Source organism: Klebsiella sp. 1SOBk10mer, assembly GCF_046602535.1.
Classification (GTDB): Bacteria; Pseudomonadota; Gammaproteobacteria; order Enterobacterales; family Enterobacteriaceae; genus Klebsiella; species Klebsiella quasipneumoniae.
On the sequence record NZ_JBKIUP010000015.1, the window covers coordinates 1 to 18,939 of the forward strand.

Consider the following 18,939-nt stretch of genomic DNA (forward strand, 5'->3'; position numbering starts at 1 on the left):
TCACCGGAACCCCGCTGACCCGGCGGCTTGCTTGCCGTTGTTCCGTGTCAGTGGAGGCGCATTATAGGGAGTAATTCCGAGGTGACAAGGGGAAATGCAAAAAAACTTTTCGTTCGCTCGCTTTTCCATCAAGACGCTGTTTAAACGCCCTGTTTGCTGATCATTTGCGCGATTTCTCGGGCAAATCGGGAGACCTGTTGCCAGTCGGTATAGACCACTTCTTTACGGGTATCCGTTTCGCCCCCGGTCATTTTCATAATCAGGCGGATCATAAACCGATCGTACCAGCGGTAACGCGGGTAACGTAGCGCCCCGGCAAACACCGCGCAGCTCTGCGGCTGCCAAGGCGAGTTGAGCAGAAACTTGCGCGTATAGCTATTGGTCTGCGGCGTGCGCTTTTCGGGTTTGCGCGCAACCAGGTTCACCGAAAAGAATGCCCCCGGCAGCGCCTGCAATACTGCCAGGTGCTTTTTCACAAAGCGGTCCACCGCCGGATGAAAGTGTCCGTAGCGAATCGACGCGCCAATCACCACGCGATCATAATGATGCCATTCCACGTTATCGGTACGGTTCAGATTCAGGGTATCCGCATCGATACCCAGCTCTTTCAGCTCCGAGGCGAGAAACGAAGCGATTTCACGGGTCTGCCCGTCGCGGGTGGAAAAGAGAATTAAAGTTTTCACGAGCACTCCTGTTATTCGCGCCAGAAAGTGGGAGTAAAGAGCACCAGTAAGGTGAACACTTCCAGACGACCAAACAGCATATTAGCAATCAGGATCCATTTCGCGACCGGGTTCATGGTGGCAAAGTTGTCCGCGACGACGCCGAGCCCAGGCCCGAGGTTGTTCAATGTCGCCACCACGGAGGCGAAAGCAGAGAAGTCATCCACCCCGGTGGCGATAATAGCCAGCATACTAATGATAAAGACCAGCGCATAGGCGGAGAAGAATCCCCACACCGCTTCCAGAATACGTTCCGGCAGCGCGCGGTTACCTAATTTAATGCTATACACCGCATTCGGGTGAACCAGACGCTTAAGCTCACGGTTGCCCTGCTTGAACAGCAACAGGATACGGATCACCTTTAAGCCACCGCCCGTGGAGCCAGCGCAGCCGCCGATAAATGCGGAGCACAGCAGCAGCACCGGCAGGAACAGCGGCCAGCGCGCAATGCTATCGGTGGTGAATCCTGCGGTGGTCGCCATCGACACCACCTGGAAAAACGCCTGATTCAGCGTCGTCAGCACCGAGCCGTACACGTTATGAAGCCATAGCACCAGCGTACAGACGATGACCAGCGTCAACTGGACGCCAATGAACATTCGAAACTCAGGGTCGCGCCAGTACACCTTCAGGCTGCGTCCGCTCAACAACGAAAAATGCAGACCGTAGTTACAGCCGGAGATCAGCAGGAAGATGGCAATGATGGAGTTGATCATCGGGCTGTTGAAATAGCCGACGCTGGCATCGTGAGTCGAGAAACCGCCGATAGCGATGGTGGCGAAGCTGTGCCCTATCGCATCGAAGGCCGGCATACCGGCAAACCAGAGCGCCAATGCGCAGGCGACCGTTAGTAACACATAGATAAGCCACAATGTCTTTGCCGTCTCGGCGATGCGCGGGCGCATCTTGTTATCTTTCAGCGGGCCGGGCATTTCCGCGCGGTAGAGCTGCATTCCCCCGACGCCGAGGATAGGCAGAATGGCCACCGCCAGCACAATGATCCCCATGCCGCCGAACCACTGCAGCATCTGCCGGTAAAAAAGGATAGCGTGCGGAAGCGAGTCCAGCCCCACCAGGGTGGTCGCCCCGGTCGTCGTCAGGCCGGAAAATGATTCGAAGAAGGCATCCGTCACCGTCAGGTTCGGCTGTTCGGCGAATATAAAGGGCAAGGCCCCTACGCTACCCAGCACGGTCCAGAACAGCACCACGATCAGAAACCCTTCACGAGATTTCAGTTCGCCCTTTTGCTTACGGTTCGGCCACCACAGCATGGAGCCGATCGCCAGAGCGACAAAAAAAGTTTGAGTGAAGGCCCGTCCCGCGCCATCGCGATATATCAGGGCCACTAATCCCGGGACGATCATTGTCCCCGAGAATAAGATGACCAGCAGTCCAACGATTCGGGTTATGGCGCGAAAATGCATCTCTGGCGCTTCCTTTGATAGGCAAAAAAACAGAGGGGATTATTCGTTAATCTTCAGTAATTGCAATGAACCGCGACTAAAATCAGCCAGTTTTGCTGAAAAAGCCGCCACTTCGGCCTGGGGAAGCGCCACGCGCAGCCGAACCGACGCCAGATATTCGCTTTCAACGACATTCCCGGAAAATTGGGCGAGCAGCGCTTCAACGCCGGCCAGTTGCCCATATTCACATTGCAAAGTATATGCCGTTAACGGCGTCTTGCGCAGCGTCGTCAACTGCGCCAGCGCCTGATGGACACCGCCGCCATAGGCTTTCACCAGGCCGCCGGTGCCCAGCAGGACACCACCGTAATAACGTACGACGACAGCGGTTATCTCACCGACGCCGCTACCCATCAACTGCGCCAGCATCGGTTTACCCGCCGTTCCCGCCGGTTCGCCATCGTCTGAGAACCCAAGCTGTTGCGAATCATCAGGCGGTCCGGCGACCCACGCCACGCAGTGGTGGCGAGCATCGGGGTGATCCGCTCTGACCGACTCGACAAAGGCTTTCGCCGCCGCCACGCCGTCGGTATGCGCCAACAGCGTGATAAAACGGCTCTTTTTGATCTCCTCAACGACGGAAACTGGCGCCGCCGGGATTAACCAGCTCTCCATCAGGCCAGCTTCAGATCGCGCGTCATGTTTTCGATACTGTTTTCGTGAACCACCACGTTATCTTCGATACGGATCCCGCCGAATGGCTTCATGGCGTCAATTTTTTGCCAGTTGAAGTGCTTGCTGAACGGGCCTTCACGCCACGGCGCCAGTAACGACTCGATAAAGTAGATGCCGGGTTCAATGGTCAACACCATCCGCGGCTCGATAATACGGGTGCAGCGCAGATACGGGTATTTCGCTGGCGCCGCCAGATGCGTACCGGAGTCGTCTTGCATAAAGCCAGCAACATCATGCACCTGCAGACCCAGCGGATGACCAATCCCGTGCGGCATAAATGGCCCGGTCAGATCGTTCTCCACCATCGCCTCTTCGCTCATGTCAGTGACTAACTGGTGTTTACGCAGCAGCTTCGCAATACGCTGATGGAACTGGATATGGTAATCAACGTAGCGCGTCCCGGCTTTCATGGTGCTAATCAGCGCCAGCTGCTCGTCGTTAACGTCTTTAATCAGATGGGCGAAATCGTTATCGCCGTGTGCCGCCCAGGTCCGCGTCAGATCCGCGGCATAGCCGTTATATTCCGCGCCGGCGTCGAGCAGGAAGCTGCGCATCTCCGCCGGAGCGCGATGGTCCAGTTTGGTGTAGTGCAGGACGGAAGCATGCTCGTTCAGCGCCACGATGTTGCTGTAAGGCACATCGGTATCGCGGTGACCGGTGGCGGTAAGATAGGCCTGGTTGATATCGAATTCGCTCATCCCGGACTGAAAAGCCTCATAGGCCGCACGATGACCATTCACCGCCGACTTCTGCGCTTCACGCATACAGGCCAGCTCGTAATCGGTTTTGTAAGCCCGGTAGTAATGCAGATAATCGATAACCCCTTTCGGGTTGATCTTATCCGCGGCGATTCCCAGGCCCAGCGCGCGCTCCGGCACCGGCCCGATATAGCCAATATTACCGCGAGCGGCAGGCAGTTGGCTGCCGATGCCATCGGCCTTCGGCAGCGCGACCACATCGACCTCTTCGGTCCAGAACGAGGTCGGCAGCGGCTCAACGTTATGCCAGTAATCAACCGGCAGATAGAACCACAGCTTCGGTTTATTCACACCGTCCACCAGCAACCAGCAGTTAGGCACCTGAGTCACCGGCACCCAGGCTTTGAACTGCGGATTGACCTTGAACGGGTATGGATGGTCATCAAGGAAGACGTTAACCAGCTCGCCGGAGTGAATCAGCAGAGCATCCATCTGAAAACGGGCCAGGACGTCGCGGGTACGTTCTTGTAGGGTAACAATATGATTTTTATAGAGCGCGGCCAGGGATTCCATCTTTTGTCCTTTGCTTTTATGGGATCGTGATACTCCGCATCTTAGCACATCGACCTGCGTGCGGGTGATTTCCGCCGGATGTGATCCGACCAGCAATTATTTAAAGAGTAATTTGCAATTCTTTAACATAAATTCCACACTCCGTTTCATCTGGTATGACCAGATCATATTGCTGGATTCAGGAGACTGACATGCTCTACAAAGGCGACACCCTGTACCTCGACTGGCTGGAAGATGGCATCGCCGAACTGGTGTTCGATGCCCCAGGTTCGGTCAACAAGCTTGATACCGCAACCGTAGCCAGCCTCGGTCACGCGCTGGATGTACTGGAAAAACAAAACGATCTCAAAGGCCTGCTGCTGCGCTCTGAAAAAGCGGCGTTTATCGTCGGCGCGGATATCACTGAATTCCTCTCACTGTTCCTGGTCCCTGAGGAGCAGTTAAGCCAATGGCTGCATTTTGCTAACAGCGTCTTCAACCGTCTGGAAGATCTTCCCGTCCCCACTATCTCTGCCGTCAATGGTTACGCGCTGGGCGGCGGTTGTGAATGTGTCCTGGCGACCGATTACCGCCTGGCGACGCCGGATCTGCGCATTGGTCTGCCGGAAACCAAACTCGGCATTATGCCAGGCTTCGGCGGCTCAGTCCGTTTGCCGCGCCTGCTCGGCGCCGACAGCGCGCTGGAGATCATTGCTGCCGGGAAAGATGTCGGCGCCGAGCAAGCGCTGAAAATCGGCCTGGTGGATGGCGTGGTCGCCGCGGAAAAACTGCGCGACGGCGCGCTGGCGATCCTGCGCCAGGCGATTCAGGGCGACCTGGACTGGAAAGCGAAACGTCAACCGAAGCTGGAGCCGCTGAAACTCAGCAAAATTGAAGCGACGATGAGTTTCACCATCGCCAAAGGCATGGTCGCGCAAACCGCCGGGAAGCATTATCCGGCGCCGATCACCGCGGTGAAAACCATCGAAGCCGCTGCGCGTCTTGATCGTGAAGAAGCTCTGGTGCTGGAAAATAAAAGCTTTGTCCCGCTGGCTCATACCAACGAGGCCCGCGCACTGGTCGGTATCTTCCTGAACGACCAGTACGTCAAAGCGAAAGCGAAAAAACTGACCAAAGATGTCGAAACACCGAAGCATGCTGCCGTACTGGGCGCTGGCATTATGGGCGGCGGTATCGCATACCAGTCGGCCTGGAAGGGCGTGCCGGTGGTGATGAAAGACATTAGCGACAAATCGCTGACCCTTGGGATGACCGAAGCGGCGAAGCTGCTGAATAAACAGCTGGAACGCGGCAAAATTGACGGTCTGAAGCTGGCCGGAGTCATAAGCACCATTCAGCCGACGCTGGAGTATAGCGGTTTTGATCGCGTGGACGTGGTCGTTGAAGCGGTGGTGGAAAACCCGAAAGTGAAGAAAGCGGTGCTGGCGGAAACCGAAGAGAAAGTGCGCCCGGATACCGTACTGGCATCCAACACCTCAACGATCCCCATCAGCGAGCTGGCCAGCGTTCTGCAGCGCCCGGAGAACTTCTGCGGCATGCACTTCTTTAACCCAGTGCATCGCATGCCGCTGGTTGAAGTGATTCGCGGCGAAAAAACCTCGGATAAGACCATTGCCAAAGTGGTGGCCTGGGCCAGCAAAATGGGCAAGACGCCAATCGTGGTCAATGATTGTCCCGGTTTCTTCGTCAACCGCGTGCTGTTCCCCTACTTCGCCGGATTTAGCCAGCTGCTGCGCGACGGGGCGGATTTCCGCAAAGTCGACAAAGTGATGGAGAAACAGTTTGGCTGGCCGATGGGCCCAGCTTATCTGCTGGACGTGGTCGGCATCGATACCGCGCACCATGCTCAGGCGGTCATGGCGGCGGGTTTCCCGCAGCGGATGCAGAAAGATTATCGCGACGCTATCGACGCCCTGTTTGACTCCAACCGTTTCGGGCAGAAGAACGGCCTCGGCTTCTGGCGCTATAAAGAAGACAGCAAAGGTAAGCCGAAGAAAGAAGAAGATGCTGCCGTCGACAGCCTGCTGGCCGACGTCAGCCAGCCGAAGCGCGATTTCAGCGATGAAGAGATTATCGCCCGCATGATGATCCCGATGGTTAACGAAGTCGTCCGCTGCCTGGAAGAAGGCATTATCGCCAGCCCGGCGGAAGCGGATATGGCGCTGGTATACGGCCTCGGCTTCCCTCCGTTCCACGGCGGCGCCTTCCGCTGGCTGGATACCATCGGCAGCGCGAAGTATCTCGATATGGCGCAGCAGTACCAGCACCTTGGGCCGCTGTATGAAGTCCCTGCCGGTCTGCGAGACAAAGCGCGCCATAACGAAGCGTATTATCCCCAGGTAGAGCCAGCCCGTCCGGTTGGCGCTCTGAAAACGGCTTAAGGAGTCACAATGGAACAGGTTGTCATTGTCGATGCTATTCGCACCCCGATGGGCCGTTCAAAGGGCGGCGCATTTCGCCACGTGCGCGCGGAGGACCTCTCCGCGCACCTGATGCGCAGCCTGCTGTCACGCAACCCGTCGCTTGAGGCAAGCGCGATAGACGATATCTACTGGGGCTGCGTACAGCAAACCCTCGAGCAGGGTTTTAACATCGCCCGTAACGCGGCGCTGCTGGCGGAGATCCCGCATTCGGTACCGGCAAACACGGTTAACCGTCTGTGCGGTTCTTCCATGCAGGCGCTGCACGATGCCGCACGCATGATCATGACCGGCGATGCCAGCGTCTGCCTGATTGGCGGCGTGGAGCACATGGGCCATGTGCCGATGAGCCACGGCGTCGATTTCCACCCGGGCCTGAGCCGTAACGTGGCAAAGGCGGCAGGGATGATGGGGCTGACCGCTGAAATGCTGGCGCGTTTGCACGGCATTAGCCGGGAAATGCAGGATCAGTTTGCCGCGCGCTCCCACGCCCGCGCCTGGGCTGCGACCCAGTCCGGCGCATTCAAAGCCGAGATTATCCCCACCGGCGGCCACGATGCCGATGGCGTACTGAAGTCCTTTAACTATGACGAAGTGATCCGCCCGGAAACCACCGTCGAGACGCTGTCTACCCTAAGGCCGGCGTTTGACCCGGTGACCGGTACGGTAACGGCGGGCACCTCTTCCGCCCTTTCCGATGGCGCGGCGGCGATGCTGCTGATGAGCGAAAGCCGCGCCCGCGAACTGGGTCTGAAGCCACGCGCCCGCGTCCGTTCGATGGCGGTGGTCGGCTGCGACCCGTCTATTATGGGCTATGGCCCGGTTCCCGCTTCGAAGCTGGCGCTGAAAAAAGCGGGCTTATCCACCAGCGATATCGACGTCTTTGAAATGAATGAGGCCTTTGCCGCGCAGATCCTGCCGTGCATTAAAGATCTGGGCCTGATGGAGCAGATCGATGAAAAGATCAACCTCAACGGCGGGGCGATCGCGCTCGGTCATCCGCTGGGTTGTTCCGGGGCGCGTATTAGCACCACGCTGATCAATCAGATGGAGCGTAAAGATGCCCAGTTCGGCCTCGCCACCATGTGCATCGGCCTGGGACAAGGGATCGCCACCGTGTTTGAGCGGGTGTAAATTTACAAAAGGGTATCTCACAGCCAATGGCGTCAGAACAAGGCAGCAAGCGAGCGAATCCCGATGAGCTTACTGAAGTAAGTGATTCGGGTGAGCAAGCGCAGCCAACGCAGTGATGACGTCATTGGCGAAGAGAGACAGTTTAGTTGCCGTTCTTCCCGCCTGTCAGGGGCGGGTTTTTTATTTGCAGATATCAGATAAAGGCAAACGCGTCGCCAAACAGGCGATCTTCGCGCGCGCCGCGTTCGTTGCAGAACAGGTCGCGAGCAATCTTAGCCATCTCGAAACGCCCGGCAATATAGATATCGTGATCGGCCAGGGTACCGTAATCCTGCAGCACCGCGGTCAGCACGGTGCCGGAACGCCCACGCCAGCCCTCTTCCGGCTGCTCAACCACCGGCTCGATGCGCAGATTTGGATGCTTGACGCTCAAGGCTTCCAGCTCGGCCAGATCGTACAGATGTTTGGTCTCGCGACCGCCCCAGTAAATCGCGATATCGCGCTGAGGATTGCGTGACAGCGCGGTGAGCAGAATAGAACGCACATAAGAGAAGCCGGTACCGCCGGCAATCAAAATCAGCGGGCGGTCTTCATCTTCACGCAGCCAGGCTTCGCCATGCGGAATATCAACCTCAATTTCACGCTCTTTCAGGATGCGATCCATGACCGCCATCGCGTACAGATTGAGCTCCGAGGCGCCGATATGCAGTTCGATAAACTCCTGTTCCGCCGGCGTGGAGGCCATGGAGAATGGGCGTTTGTCGCGCTCATCCATTACCACCATCAGATACTGGCCAGCGCGGAAAGAGAATGCCGCTTCCGGTACTAATCGAACACGATACACGGTATCGGTAATCGCCTCCACCGAGGTCACTTTACAGCTTAAGGTTGTCATGCGTCCCCTCTGTCGGGTCTAAAGAGCAAAACAGCGGCGTTAGCCCCGCTTACTGTTGTTTAAAGATGGCCAGATCATCCCAGATGGCGTCAATGCGCGCCGTGACGGCAGGATCTTTTTTGATTGGGCGACCCCATTCACGCTGGGTTTCGCCAGGCCATTTATTGGTGGCATCCAGCCCCATTTTTGAACCCAGGCCGGAAACCGGCGAGGCAAAATCCAGATAATCAATTGGCGTATTCTCTACCAGTACCGTATCACGAGCCGGGTCCATACGGGTAGTGATCGCCCAAATCACATCGTTCCAGTCGCGGGCGTTAACATCGTCATCGCAGACAATCACGAATTTGGTGTACATAAACTGGCGCAGGAACGACCAGACGCCCATCATCACGCGCTTGGCATGGCCTGCGTACTGTTTTTTCATCGTCACCACCGCCAGGCGGTAGGAGCACCCTTCCGGCGGCAGATAGAAATCGACAATTTCCGGAAACTGTTTCTGCAGGATCGGGACGAAGACTTCATTCAGCGCCACGCCCAGCACCGCAGGCTCATCCGGCGGACGGCCGGTATAGGTCGAATGATAAATCGCGTCTTCACGCTGGGTAATATGGGTGACCGTAAACACCGGGAACTGGTCTACTTCATTGTAGTAGCCGGTATGGTCGCCATACGGACCTTCCGGCGCCATCTCCCCGGCCTCGATATAACCTTCCAGCACAATCTCTGCGCTGGCAGGCACTTCAAGATCGTTCGAGACGCATTTCACCACTTCGGTTTTGGTGCCGCGCAGCAGCCCGGCAAAGGCATATTCCGACAGCGTATCCGGCACCGGGGTCACTGCACCAAGAATGGTCGCCGGGTCGGCGCCGAGCGCCACAGAAACCGGGAAGCGTTCCCCCGGACGCGCCGCGCACCACTCCTGGAAATCCAGCGCGCCGCCGCGATGAGACAGCCAGCGCATAATCAGTTTGTTTTTGCCAATCAGCTGCTGGCGATAAATCCCCAGGTTTTGCCGCTCTTTGTGCGGCCCACGGGTCACCGTCAGCCCCCAGGTGATCAGCGGCGCGGCATCTTCCGGCCAGCAGGTCATAATCGGGATTTTCCTCAGGTCGACGTCATCGCCCTGGATGATTTTTTGCTGACAGGGGGCGCCGCGCAGACGTTTGGTGGGCATATTCAGCACTTGCTTAAACTGCGGCAGCTTATCAAACAGATCGCGGAAACCTTTGGGCGGCTCAGGCTCTTTCAGAAAGGCTAACAGCTTACCCACCTCGCGCAGCGAACTGACGTCCTCCTGACCCATCCCCAGCGCCACGCGCCGCGGCGTGCCGAACAGGTTGCACAGCACCGGCATGGTATAGCCTTTCGGATTCTCAAACAGCAGCGCAGGACCGCCAGCGCGCAGGGTGCGGTCGGCAATTTCGGTGATTTCCAGGTGAGGATCGACCGGCAGAGTGATACGTTTTAGTTCGCCCTGTTGTTCCAGGAGTGTCAGAAAGTCGCGAAGATCGTGATATTTCATGAAAGTGTTATTGACCTCTCTACAGGCGGCTAATTATACGGTGTTCAACGGCGAGATGCTGTAATTTTGTTAAATTAGCGTGAAAGAACGCTGAAATTTGGATTTCAATTATAATGGCTTTCGCGATTACACCAGCCATTTGTTATGCTTGCCGTTATTAGAAGTGGAATGAGTCATTATGCAAGCCTGGTACTTACTGTATTGCAAACGTGGGCAGCTACAACGAGCCCAGGAACATCTGGAACGTCAGTCAGTTAACTGCCTGATGCCGACGATTGCGCTGGAAAAAATCATTCGCGGTAAACGCACCATGGTCAGCGAACCGCTGTTCCCGAACTACCTGTTTATTGAGTTCGATCCAGAGGTGATTCATACCACCACCATCAGCGCCACCCGCGGGGTTAACAACTTCGTGCGCTTTGGCGCCCTACCCGCTATCGTCCCCTCGGCGGTCATCCACCAGCTCTCTATCTACAAACCGGAAGGCATTACCGACCCGGAAACGCCGCATGAGGGCGATAGCGTACTGATCACCGACGGCGCGTTCGAAGGCTTACAGGCTATCTTTACCGAGCCGGACGGTGAAGCACGCTCTATGTTGCTGTTAAACCTGCTGAATAAGCAAGTCCTGCAGAGCGTTAAAAACACCGATTTCCAGAAAATCTAAGCGCCGTTAACGTCGACGCCAAACAGCGCCCTGACGTTGGCGTCCGTTTGCGCCTCCAGCCACTGCGCTTCCTCGCCGCGCCAGGCCGCGACGCTGGCCAGGATATGCGGCAAATACGCGGGCTCGTTACGACGCGAGGCGGGTTTCGGCTTGAGGTCGCGCGGCAGCAGATAGGGCGCGTCAGTTTCCAGCAGCAGACGTTCCGCCGGGATCGCCGGCAATAGCGCTCGCAGCTCGAGCCCTCGCCGCTCATCGCATACCCAACCGGTAATACCGATAAACAGCCCCAGATCCAGACATTCCTGCACCTCGCTGCGGCTGCCGGTAAAGCAGTGCAGCACCGCGCCCGGGATCTTCCCGAGCCAGGGTTTAAGCAGCGCCAGAAACCGGTCGTGGGCGTCGCGGCAGTGTAAAAACACCGGCATCGACAGCTCGGCGGCCAGCGCCAGCTGGGCACTAAACGCCTCCTCCTGCTCCTGGGGCGTGGAAAAATTACGATTAAAATCCAGACCGCACTCCCCTATCGCCACCACCTGCGGCTCGCGGGCGAGGGCATAAATCGCCTCGGCGACCGCTGGCGTCCAGCTGCTGCCGTCATGGGGATGAACCCCCGCCGTGGACCAGCAGCCGGCGTAATGACTCGCCATTCTCTGCGCCTGCTGGCTCTCCGGTAAATTTGTGCCGGTCAGCAGCATGCCGTGAACCCCCGCCGCCCGGGCGCGCGCCACCACCTCATCATGGTCGCGGGCAAACTGCGAACTGGTCAGATTAACGCCGATATCAAACATGATCGCTCCATATGACAACCGCCCTGACGGGCGGTTGGCGGTATTACTCTTCTCTGTGCTCAGCGGCTTCAGCTTCGGCCGCGGCATCGTCATCACGCGTCAGGCGCTTCCCGGTGTAGAAGCGGGCGAAGAACACCCCGACTTCAAACAGGCAGTACATCGGAATAGCCAGCAGCGTCTGCGAGAACACGTCCGGCGGCGTCAGCAGCATCCCCACCACGAAGGCGCCCACCAGCACATACGGCCGTTTTTTGCGCAGCTCTTCCGGCGTGGTGACGCCCATCCAGCAGAGCAGCACAATAGCGACCGGCACCTCAAAAGAGACCCCGAACGCCATAAACAGCGCCATCACGAAGTCGAGATAACTGCGGATATCGGTCGAGACCAGCACCCCCTCCGGGGCAGCATGGGTCAGGAAGCCGAACGCCAGCGGAAACACGACAAAATACGCGAAAGCCATGCCGATATAGAACAGCAGCGTGCTGGAGACCAGTAAGGGCACCACCAGCCGGCGCTCATGCTTATACAGCGCCGGCGCGACGAAGGCCCATACCTGATACAGAATAATCGGCACCGACAGGATCACCGACACCATGAAGGTCAGCTTTATCGGCGTAAAGAAAGGTGAAGCGACATCGGTGGCGATCATCGTCGCGCCTACCGGCATCTTGCTGATAAGCGGGGCCGAGACCAGCTGATAGATATCATTGGCGAAATAGACCAGCGCCAGGAAGATCACCAGGATAGCAATGATGCTGTTGAGCAGACGCTTGCGCAGCTCAATCAGATGCGAAATTAGCGGTTGTGTATCGTCTACGCCCATGTTTACGGTTTATCACTCGATGCGGGGGAAGAATGGGGGGCAGCCGCCGTAGCGGTTGTTTTCTCTGCCGGTGAAGCGGGTTGCTCGTCGGCCACGGGATCCGGCGCATGAACCGGAGCGCTGGCGTGATGTTCTGCCGTCGCCGGCGTGACGTCCTGCCGCTGCGCTTCGCTGCCTTTCACCACCGGATTATGGATGGTATTCGCTTCGTCACTGGCCTTTTCCGGGTCGTGGGCGCTATAGGAGCGCTTCATCGACTCCGCGGCCTCGCGCAGCTCATCCATGGAGGCTTTCAGCTCCGGCGTCAGGTTATTCAGGCTGGCCTTTTCCACCTTCTTGAGGCTCTCCTGGAACTCCTGCAGTTTTAGCTCCTGAGCCAGCTCATTCTGTACCGTGGTCGCCAGCGACCGTAGCGTACGGATCCAGCCAACCACCGTTTTAACCGCGACGGGAAGCCGCTGTGGCCCCAGAACGATGAGGCCAATCACAAACACCAGCAGTAGTTCACTAAAACCAATATCGAACACGAGTTACACCTGCTCTTTGTCGTGGCGTTTTGTCTCGTCTTTTTTTGCATCATCCTGTTTATCGGCGATAGTTTTCGCCGTGAAATCTGCGTCTGGCGCCGACTTTTCAGGTTTATCATCATCACTCATGGCTTTTTTAAAGCCTTTGATGGATGCCCCTAAGTCTGACCCCAGTGAGCTCAGCTTCTTCGTCCCGAAAAGCAGAACTACGATGACGACAACAATTAATAACTGCCAAATACTGATACCACCCATACACGTTCCCCTATGACAGATGATGAATTATGTGGACGCATTATACACGCCATCCTGCCAGCCGCCTCGCCGTCAGGCCACCGGCATGATTTTGCGCAAATAAGCCTGCGTCATGAAGAGGCGAACCGATCAGCGGGTTTTTCGCCAGCCAATCAGCCAGGTCACGATACCGCCGGCCATCAGCCAGCCGGGCATCATTCCCCACTCAGGGCGATGGATAAAAAGCAGCGTACCACTGAGCAATAAAACCGCGCCTATACCAAACAGATAACGGGATTGGCCCTGGCGCACATGACGCACATGCATATCCCGCACGATAGTATCGACGCTGGTCTGCAGCTGTTTGCTCTGCTGCAGGCTCTGATACACCAGCTCAGGTATTTCAGGCATTCTTTCGATCCAGAACGGCGCTTTGTCTTTAAACGCGCGCACCAGCGCCGGAATACCGACCTGATCTTTGATCCACGACTCAAGGAAAGGCTTCGCCGTTTTCCACAAGTCTAACTGAGGATAGAGCTGCCGGCCTACCCCTTCTACGTAAAGTAATGTCTTCTGTAGCAAAACAAGCTGCGGCTGGACTTCCATATTGAAGCGCCGCGCGGTGTTGAACAGATTTAGCAGCACGTGGCCGAAGGAGATCTCCGCCAGCGGCTTCTCAAAGATGGGCTCGCAGACCGTGCGGATCGCGAACTCAAACTCTTCAACATTGGTGTCCGGCGGAACCCAACCGGAGTCGACGTGCAGCTCGGCAACCTTACGATAATCGCGGTTGAAAAAGGCGATAAAGTTTTCCGCCAGATAGCGCTTATCTTCTTTGTTCAGCGAGCCGACAATGCCGCAGTCGATGCCAATATACTGCGGATCTTCCGGGTGCTCGTAGCTGACGAAGATGTTGCCAGGGTGCATATCGGCATGGAAAAAGCTGTCGCGGAACACCTGGGTGAAGAAGACCTGCACACCCCGCTCCGCCAGCAGTTGCATATTGGTTCCCTGAGCCTCGAGCGCCTCCACGTCGGAAACCGGAATGCCGTAGATGCGCTCCATCACCATCATGCTTTCGCTGCAGTAATCGGGGTACACTTCCGGCACATACAGCATCGGGCTGTCTTCGAAATTACGCCGCAACTGAATGGCGTTGGCGGATTCCCGCAGCAGGTTCAGCTCGTCCAGCAGCGTTTTTTCATACTCACGAACCACCTCCTGCGGGCGCAGACGTCGGCCGTCAGGCAGCAGTCGCGGCACCCAGCGCGCCAGGCGGTAGATGAGCTTCATGTCCGCTTTAATGATCGGCAAGATATCCGGGCGGATAACCTTGATCACCACCTCTTTGCCGTTCTCTTTCAGACGCGCGGTATGCACCTGGGCGATAGACGCCGAGGCTAACGGCTCAACGGAGAAATCATCAAACCAGGCCTCCACCGGCAGGCCACCCATCGCTTTTTCTATCTGCTGCTGCGCAAGCTTCCCTTCAAAGGGCGCCACGCGGTCCTGCAACAGCGCCAGTTGATCGGCAATATGCGGAGGAAAGAGATCCCGCCGCGTGGAAAGCATCTGGCCGAATTTAATCCACACCGGCCCCAGCTCCTGGAGCGCCAGCCGCAGACGGGCGCCAAGAGGTTGATCCTGATGGCGGTTTGGCATCCAGAAGAGCATCCGCCGCCAGATACGCAGCGGCAGCGTGATCCGCATTTTGGGGATAAGCTCATCGAGCCCGTAGCTCAAAAAGGTGTGGATGATGAAATACAGGCGCCGTAATTCTCCTGGCGTCATTTGCCCTCCAGCGTTTCCAGCCGTTTTTCCAGTGCGGCCAGCGCGCGTTCAATAGCCGTCGTCTCTTCAGCAAACCAGGCCAGCTCCAGCGGCCCCGGTGCCAGGCGCCACTCTTCAGTGATCGCTTCAGCGACATAACGCTGCTGGCGCTGCGCGCCCTTCAGTAAAAACTGAGCGCCGCCGCGGAGGACTTTACCGACGCCTTCGGCCACGATGTCACCGGTATAAGGCGCCAGCAGCTCAGCGGGATCGAACTCTGCCAGATCGCACAGGGTGACCATGTTCTGCACCACCTGCAGATCGCCCTGCACTTCCAGCTCGCCGCTACGGATAAGCGCCGTCAGTTGTTGACGGTTGCGTAGTTTTGGCAGCACGCTGAGCCGGGTAATCACAGTGCAGTCAGCCTCTCCGTCCCAGGCGCTCAGAACATCAACCTGGCGTTCACTGAACACCAGCACCACGGGCGTAGCGAAATCCTGCAGCTGTACCCGCAATACCTTGCCCAGCAGGCGCTGGCGGGCGGGTTTTAGCGCTTTGTCGCGCCAGAGGAAAGTATTTAGCGCCGTTTCAATGCCAGCGGTCACCAGGGGTGTGAAAGGCATAGCGTCCCTCCTGTCAGAACTTGTAACCGCGATGCAAAGCAACGATACCCGCCGTCAGGTTGTAGTAGTCCACGCTTTCGAAGCCTGCATCCTGCATCATCCCTTTCAGGGTTTCCTGGTCCGGATGCATACGAATAGATTCCGCCAGGTAGCGATAGCTGTCGCCATCTTTTGCCACCAGCTCGCCCACTTTCGGCAGGATATGGAAGGAGTAAGCGTCGTAGGCTTTGCTCAGCGGTTCGATAATGGGTTTAGAAAACTCCAGCACCAGCAGACGTCCACCCGGCTTCAGCACGCGGTACATCGAGCGCAGCGCTTTCTCTTTGTCGGTCACGTTACGCAGACCGAAAGAGATGGTGATGCAGTCAAAGGTATTATCAGCAAACGGTAGGGCTTCCGCGTTGGCCTGAACATACTCAACGTTACCCACGATGCCGATATTGCGCAGCTTTTCGCGGCCCATTTTGAGCATTGAATCATTGATATCAGCAAGCATAACGCGGCCGGTTTCCCCTACCAGACGGGAAAACTTAGCCGTCAAATCACCGGTCCCCCCCGCCAGATCCAGCACGGTCTGCCCGCGACGTACGCCGCTGCAGTCGATGGTGAAACGCTTCCACAAACGATGGATACCAAACGACATCAAGTCATTCATCACATCATACTTTGCGGCGACAGAATGGAATACATGCGCCACCATGTCTGCTTTCTGCTCTTTAGCGACCGTCTGAAAGCCAAAGTGCGTCGTTTCTTGTGAATCCTCAACCATCTTTATGCCTGCTTGCTTTTCAAGAAAATGTTCACTGAGTGTATCAGACTCAGCGCATTTCCCATACGTTTCAGCGTGGCGGAGCCGCCTCCCGGCTACGCACCGGCTCGGCAGAGTCGGGTGAAAATGCCTCATTTTCCGGCAGGTTATCCTCCTCTTCGAGACGATATTGATCGTCCTGAGCAATGGCTTGTTCAACTAAATCAGGATTAATCCCGCGCTTGACCTCCACGCCCAACCCGCGAAAAGCCTCCGCCTGGGCCAGAAGATTACCGCGCCCGGAAGCGAGCTTTTTCATCGCCTGGCGATAGTTCTCTTGCGCTTTATCCAGACTCTGGCCGATAGCGGACATATCGTCCACAAACAGGCGCATTTTGTCGTAAAGGCGCCCCGCCCGCTCGGCGATCTTCTGCGCGTTGCGGCTTTGGTGCTCATAACGCCACAGATTGGCGATGGTGCGCAGGGCCACCAGCAGCGTCGTCGGGCTAACCAGCATAATATTATTTTGCAGCGCCTCGCTGATAAGCTCGGGCTGACGGTCGATGGCCAGCAGGAATGCCGGCTCGACGGGAATAAACATCAGCACATAGTCGAGGGAGCGCAGGCCTGGCAGTTGCTGATAATCCTTGCGCCCCAGCAGGCGAATATGATTTCGCACCGAAGCAAGGTGTTCCTGCAGCGCGACTTCGCGGGTGTAGTCGTCCTCGGCGTTGAAATAACGCTCATAGGCGACAAGGGTCATTTTGGCGTCGATAACCACGTCTTTACCCTGCGGCAGGCGCACGATGACGTCCGGCTGCATCCGCGAGCGGTTGTCGGTCTCGATGCTGACCTGGGTTTGGTACTCATAGCCTTCCCGCAGGCCGGAGGCCTCCAGCACGCGGGTGAGAACCACTTCCCCCCAATTGCCCTGGGTTTTGTTATCGCCCTTCAGCGCTTTGGTCAGGTTCAGCGCCTCCTGCGCCATCTGCGCGTTCAGCTGCTGCAGGTTGCGGATCTCATGCGCCAGGGTGTGTCTTTCTCGCGCCTCCTGACCGAAGCTCTCCTGCACCTGCCGGCGGAACCCGTCCAGCTGTTCGCGCAGCGGTGTCAGCAGGCCATGCAGGCTCTGGCGATTTTGCTCATCGACGCGTCGGTTGCTGTGTTCGAAAATGCGGTTGGCGAGGTTTTCAAACTGCTCGCTCAGGCGCTGCTCGCTGTTCACCATCTGGCGGATCTTATCTTCCGCATGCAGCTGGGTGGATTCGAGCCGGGTGGTAACCTCACGCAGATCGGCCTCCAGCGAGGTATTGATATCCCGCAGGCTGCGCAGCTCGTTGTTCAGCAGCTCGCACTCTTCACGCCAGTGGGCTTCCTGTACCAGTTGCTGACGGGCAGCGCTCAGCTCAATATCCAGCTCCCGCCGCTCCTCGATAAGATCGGCCCGAATTTGATCGGCGCGCGCTTTGGTCGCCAGCCAGCCGACGATTAACCCGGCAGCCAGTGCGATAACCGCGCTGATAATAATGGAGAGATCCACGACGCCCCCTGCGATAACCTGATGACACAAAATAGAATTGTGCTGTACAAACGTCCAGTTTAAAAGGAATTTCCTGCGAGAGGCGACGCAAAAAAAAAGGCCGGAGGATCCGGCCTGAAGGGAAAGCGGTTTAATTACAGCAGACGGCGCGCCGCTTCGACGACGATTTTCACCGCGTGGCTTTCGGTTTGCTTCATGGTTTCGGTGTTAGGGATCTCTTGCTGGGTACGGTTAACGATAACCCCAGCCACCATCCCGGCGCGCAGGCCCTGGCTGGCGCACATGGTCAGCAGCGTAGCGGATTCCATTTCATAGTTCATCACGCCCATCGCCTGCCACTCTTCCATAGAGCCTTTGAAGCGGCTCACCACGCGACCGGAGAAGGTGTCGTAACGCTCCTGGCCCGGGTAGAAGGTATCCGAAGAGGCGGTCACGCCGATATGGGTGGTGGCGCCAATGGATTTCGCCGCTTCCACCAGCGCGGTGGTGCAGGCGAAATCTGCGACGGCCGGGAATTCCATCGGCGCGAAGTGCAGGCTGGCGCCGTCCAGGCGAACGGAAGCGGTAGTCACCAGCACATCGCCAACGTTGATGTGCGGCTGAATGGCGCCGGTGGTGCCAATGCGCAGGAAGGTACGTACGCCAAGCTGCGCCAGCTCTTCCACAGCGATAGACGTAGACGGGCCGCCGATGCCGGTGGAGCAGACGATCACCGGTTTGCCGTCCAGCTCCGCGCGCCAGGAGGTAAATTCGCGGTGGGATGCCAGCTTAACCGGCTTATCCATCAGCGCGGCGATCTTTTCCACACGCTCCGGATCGCCAGGGACGATAGCCAGCGTAGCCCCTTGTAAATCGTTCTTGGTGAGGCCGAGATGAAAAACATCAGACTTGGACATAAAAAACTCCTCTGTGGGTCGAATTATCAGCAGAAGCAAAACGGTACTGTACAGAAGCCCCAGGCAACATTTTGTGATGATAGTCACCAAGAACAATAATGATTGCAGTTGTTTTTCAGTAAATAGTGATACACATCACATTAACAAGTTATATTCATCGTCACAGAACAAAAGATAGCCGCTTTCAGGCACTGTGCTTTATTACCGCCCGAACTAAA

The 18,939-nt window shown here is 57.1% G+C and carries 18 protein-coding genes; 3 read left to right on the top strand and 15 right to left on the bottom strand.

Annotation, left to right across the window (positions count from 1 at the left end):
• Positions 1 to 140: 140 nt before the first annotated feature.
• Genes hemG through pepQ form a run of 4 tightly spaced genes read right to left on the bottom strand, consistent with a single transcriptional unit; the run spans position 141 to position 4,131 of the window.
• Positions 141 to 683 (bottom strand): menaquinone-dependent protoporphyrinogen IX dehydrogenase, encoded by a 543-nt coding sequence (hemG, locus tag ACLH1I_RS23635; protein ID WP_151629369.1) that lies wholly within the window; start codon positions 681 to 683, stop codon positions 141 to 143.
• Positions 684 to 694: 11 nt separating this feature from the next.
• Positions 695 to 2,146: a Trk system potassium transporter TrkH gene (gene trkH, locus ACLH1I_RS23640; RefSeq protein ID WP_004886724.1), complete on the bottom strand. Its 1,452-nt coding sequence runs from the start codon at positions 2,144 to 2,146 to the stop codon at positions 695 to 697.
• A gap of 39 nt (positions 2,147 to 2,185) precedes the next feature.
• Positions 2,186 to 2,800, bottom strand: coding sequence for an IMPACT family protein (locus tag ACLH1I_RS23645; protein WP_151629371.1), 615 nt, complete (start codon positions 2,798 to 2,800; stop codon positions 2,186 to 2,188).
• Positions 2,800 to 4,131: a Xaa-Pro dipeptidase gene (gene pepQ / locus ACLH1I_RS23650; protein WP_004886728.1), complete on the bottom strand. Its 1,332-nt coding sequence runs from the start codon at positions 4,129 to 4,131 to the stop codon at positions 2,800 to 2,802. The genes ACLH1I_RS23645 and pepQ overlap by 1 nt, the downstream gene beginning before the upstream one ends.
• A gap of 191 nt (positions 4,132 to 4,322) precedes the next feature.
• Here pepQ and fadB point away from each other — a divergent pair, with 191 nt between their 5' ends.
• Positions 4,323 to 6,512, top strand: a complete 2,190-nt coding sequence (gene fadB, locus ACLH1I_RS23655; RefSeq protein ID WP_198080086.1) for a fatty acid oxidation complex subunit alpha FadB — start codon at positions 4,323 to 4,325, stop codon at positions 6,510 to 6,512.
• Between the two features lie 9 nt (positions 6,513 to 6,521).
• Complete coding sequence (gene fadA, locus ACLH1I_RS23660) at positions 6,522 to 7,685, top strand: acetyl-CoA C-acyltransferase FadA (RefSeq protein ID WP_004886733.1); 1,164 nt, start codon at positions 6,522 to 6,524, stop codon at positions 7,683 to 7,685.
• 193 nt (positions 7,686 to 7,878) lie between these two features.
• Here fadA and fre read toward each other — a convergent pair whose 3' ends face one another.
• Positions 7,879 to 8,580 carry an NAD(P)H-flavin reductase gene (fre, locus tag ACLH1I_RS23665; RefSeq protein ID WP_004886735.1) on the bottom strand — a complete coding sequence of 234 codons (702 nt, stop codon included), beginning with the start codon at positions 8,578 to 8,580 and terminating at the stop codon, positions 7,879 to 7,881.
• Positions 8,581 to 8,629: 49 nt separating this feature from the next.
• The gene (ubiD, locus tag ACLH1I_RS23670; protein ID WP_004886738.1) at positions 8,630 to 10,105 is read right to left on the bottom strand and encodes a 4-hydroxy-3-polyprenylbenzoate decarboxylase; all 1,476 of its coding nucleotides are present in this window, start codon (positions 10,103 to 10,105) and stop codon (positions 8,630 to 8,632) included.
• A 178-nt stretch (positions 10,106 to 10,283) separates the two neighbouring features.
• On the opposite strand from ubiD, the gene rfaH reads away from it, so the two are divergent.
• Entirely contained in the window at positions 10,284 to 10,772 is a 489-nt protein-coding gene (rfaH, locus tag ACLH1I_RS23675; protein ID WP_004886742.1) for a transcription/translation regulatory transformer protein RfaH, read from the top strand.
• Here the strand turns inward: rfaH and tatD are convergent.
• The 9 genes from tatD to udp form a co-directional block, all read right to left on the bottom strand.
• Positions 10,769 to 11,560: a 3'-5' ssDNA/RNA exonuclease TatD gene (tatD, locus tag ACLH1I_RS23680; RefSeq protein WP_017899385.1), complete on the bottom strand. Its 792-nt coding sequence runs from the start codon at positions 11,558 to 11,560 to the stop codon at positions 10,769 to 10,771. The genes rfaH and tatD overlap by 4 nt on opposite strands.
• A gap of 43 nt (positions 11,561 to 11,603) precedes the next feature.
• Positions 11,604 to 12,383: a Sec-independent protein translocase subunit TatC gene (gene tatC, locus ACLH1I_RS23685; protein WP_004886745.1), complete on the bottom strand. Its 780-nt coding sequence runs from the start codon at positions 12,381 to 12,383 to the stop codon at positions 11,604 to 11,606.
• Between the two features lie 2 nt (positions 12,384 to 12,385).
• A complete protein-coding gene (tatB, locus tag ACLH1I_RS23690; protein ID WP_048293980.1) occupies positions 12,386 to 12,910 on the bottom strand; it encodes a Sec-independent protein translocase protein TatB in 525 nt (174 codons plus the stop codon).
• A gap of 3 nt (positions 12,911 to 12,913) precedes the next feature.
• Positions 12,914 to 13,165 (bottom strand): Sec-independent protein translocase subunit TatA, encoded by a 252-nt coding sequence (tatA, locus tag ACLH1I_RS23695; RefSeq protein ID WP_002883425.1) that lies wholly within the window; start codon positions 13,163 to 13,165, stop codon positions 12,914 to 12,916.
• 129 nt (positions 13,166 to 13,294) lie between these two features.
• Positions 13,295 to 14,935, bottom strand: coding sequence for a ubiquinone biosynthesis regulatory protein kinase UbiB (ubiB, locus tag ACLH1I_RS23700; RefSeq protein WP_004886748.1), 1,641 nt, complete (start codon positions 14,933 to 14,935; stop codon positions 13,295 to 13,297).
• The gene (locus ACLH1I_RS23705) at positions 14,932 to 15,537 is read right to left on the bottom strand and encodes a ubiquinone biosynthesis protein UbiJ (RefSeq protein WP_004886750.1); all 606 of its coding nucleotides are present in this window, start codon (positions 15,535 to 15,537) and stop codon (positions 14,932 to 14,934) included. Before ACLH1I_RS23705 ends, ubiB begins: the two co-directional genes overlap by 4 nt.
• Positions 15,538 to 15,550: 13 nt before the next feature.
• Positions 15,551 to 16,306: a bifunctional demethylmenaquinone methyltransferase/2-methoxy-6-polyprenyl-1,4-benzoquinol methylase UbiE gene (gene ubiE, locus ACLH1I_RS23710; RefSeq protein WP_004886751.1), complete on the bottom strand. Its 756-nt coding sequence runs from the start codon at positions 16,304 to 16,306 to the stop codon at positions 15,551 to 15,553.
• Between the two features lie 70 nt (positions 16,307 to 16,376).
• On the bottom strand, positions 16,377 to 17,825 hold the full coding sequence (rmuC, locus tag ACLH1I_RS23715; RefSeq protein WP_004886754.1) for a DNA recombination protein RmuC: 1,449 nt from the start codon (positions 17,823 to 17,825) through the stop codon (positions 16,377 to 16,379).
• A gap of 134 nt (positions 17,826 to 17,959) precedes the next feature.
• Positions 17,960 to 18,721: a uridine phosphorylase gene (gene udp, locus ACLH1I_RS23720; RefSeq protein WP_198080087.1), complete on the bottom strand. Its 762-nt coding sequence runs from the start codon at positions 18,719 to 18,721 to the stop codon at positions 17,960 to 17,962.
• Positions 18,722 to 18,939: the final 218 nt, after the last annotated feature.

Excerpts from the sequence above, each read along its gene's own strand:
- rfaH (WP_004886742.1), top strand. The coding sequence starts at position 10,284 with ATGCAAGCCTGGTACTTACTGTATTGCAAACGTGGGCAGCTACAACGA.
- ubiB (WP_004886748.1), bottom strand. The coding sequence starts at position 14,935 with ATGACGCCAGGAGAATTACGGCGCCTGTATTTCATCATCCACACCTTT.
- tatA (WP_002883425.1), bottom strand. The coding sequence starts at position 13,165 with ATGGGTGGTATCAGTATTTGGCAGTTATTAATTGTTGTCGTCATCGTA.
- ACLH1I_RS23705 (WP_004886750.1), bottom strand. The coding sequence starts at position 15,537 with ATGCCTTTCACACCCCTGGTGACCGCTGGCATTGAAACGGCGCTAAAT.
- fadA (WP_004886733.1), top strand. The coding sequence starts at position 6,522 with ATGGAACAGGTTGTCATTGTCGATGCTATTCGCACCCCGATGGGCCGT.
- tatD (WP_017899385.1), bottom strand. The coding sequence starts at position 11,560 with ATGTTTGATATCGGCGTTAATCTGACCAGTTCGCAGTTTGCCCGCGAC.
- trkH (WP_004886724.1), bottom strand. The coding sequence starts at position 2,146 with ATGCATTTTCGCGCCATAACCCGAATCGTTGGACTGCTGGTCATCTTA.
- fadB (WP_198080086.1), top strand. The coding sequence starts at position 4,323 with ATGCTCTACAAAGGCGACACCCTGTACCTCGACTGGCTGGAAGATGGC.
- ubiE (WP_004886751.1), bottom strand. The coding sequence starts at position 16,306 with ATGGTTGAGGATTCACAAGAAACGACGCACTTTGGCTTTCAGACGGTC.
- udp (WP_198080087.1), bottom strand. The coding sequence starts at position 18,721 with ATGTCCAAGTCTGATGTTTTTCATCTCGGCCTCACCAAGAACGATTTA.
- pepQ (WP_004886728.1), bottom strand. The coding sequence starts at position 4,131 with ATGGAATCCCTGGCCGCGCTCTATAAAAATCATATTGTTACCCTACAA.
- tatC (WP_004886745.1), bottom strand. The coding sequence starts at position 12,383 with ATGGGCGTAGACGATACACAACCGCTAATTTCGCATCTGATTGAGCTG.
- ACLH1I_RS23645 (WP_151629371.1), bottom strand. The coding sequence starts at position 2,800 with ATGGAGAGCTGGTTAATCCCGGCGGCGCCAGTTTCCGTCGTTGAGGAG.
- fre (WP_004886735.1), bottom strand. The coding sequence starts at position 8,580 with ATGACAACCTTAAGCTGTAAAGTGACCTCGGTGGAGGCGATTACCGAT.
- ubiD (WP_004886738.1), bottom strand. The coding sequence starts at position 10,105 with ATGAAATATCACGATCTTCGCGACTTTCTGACACTCCTGGAACAACAG.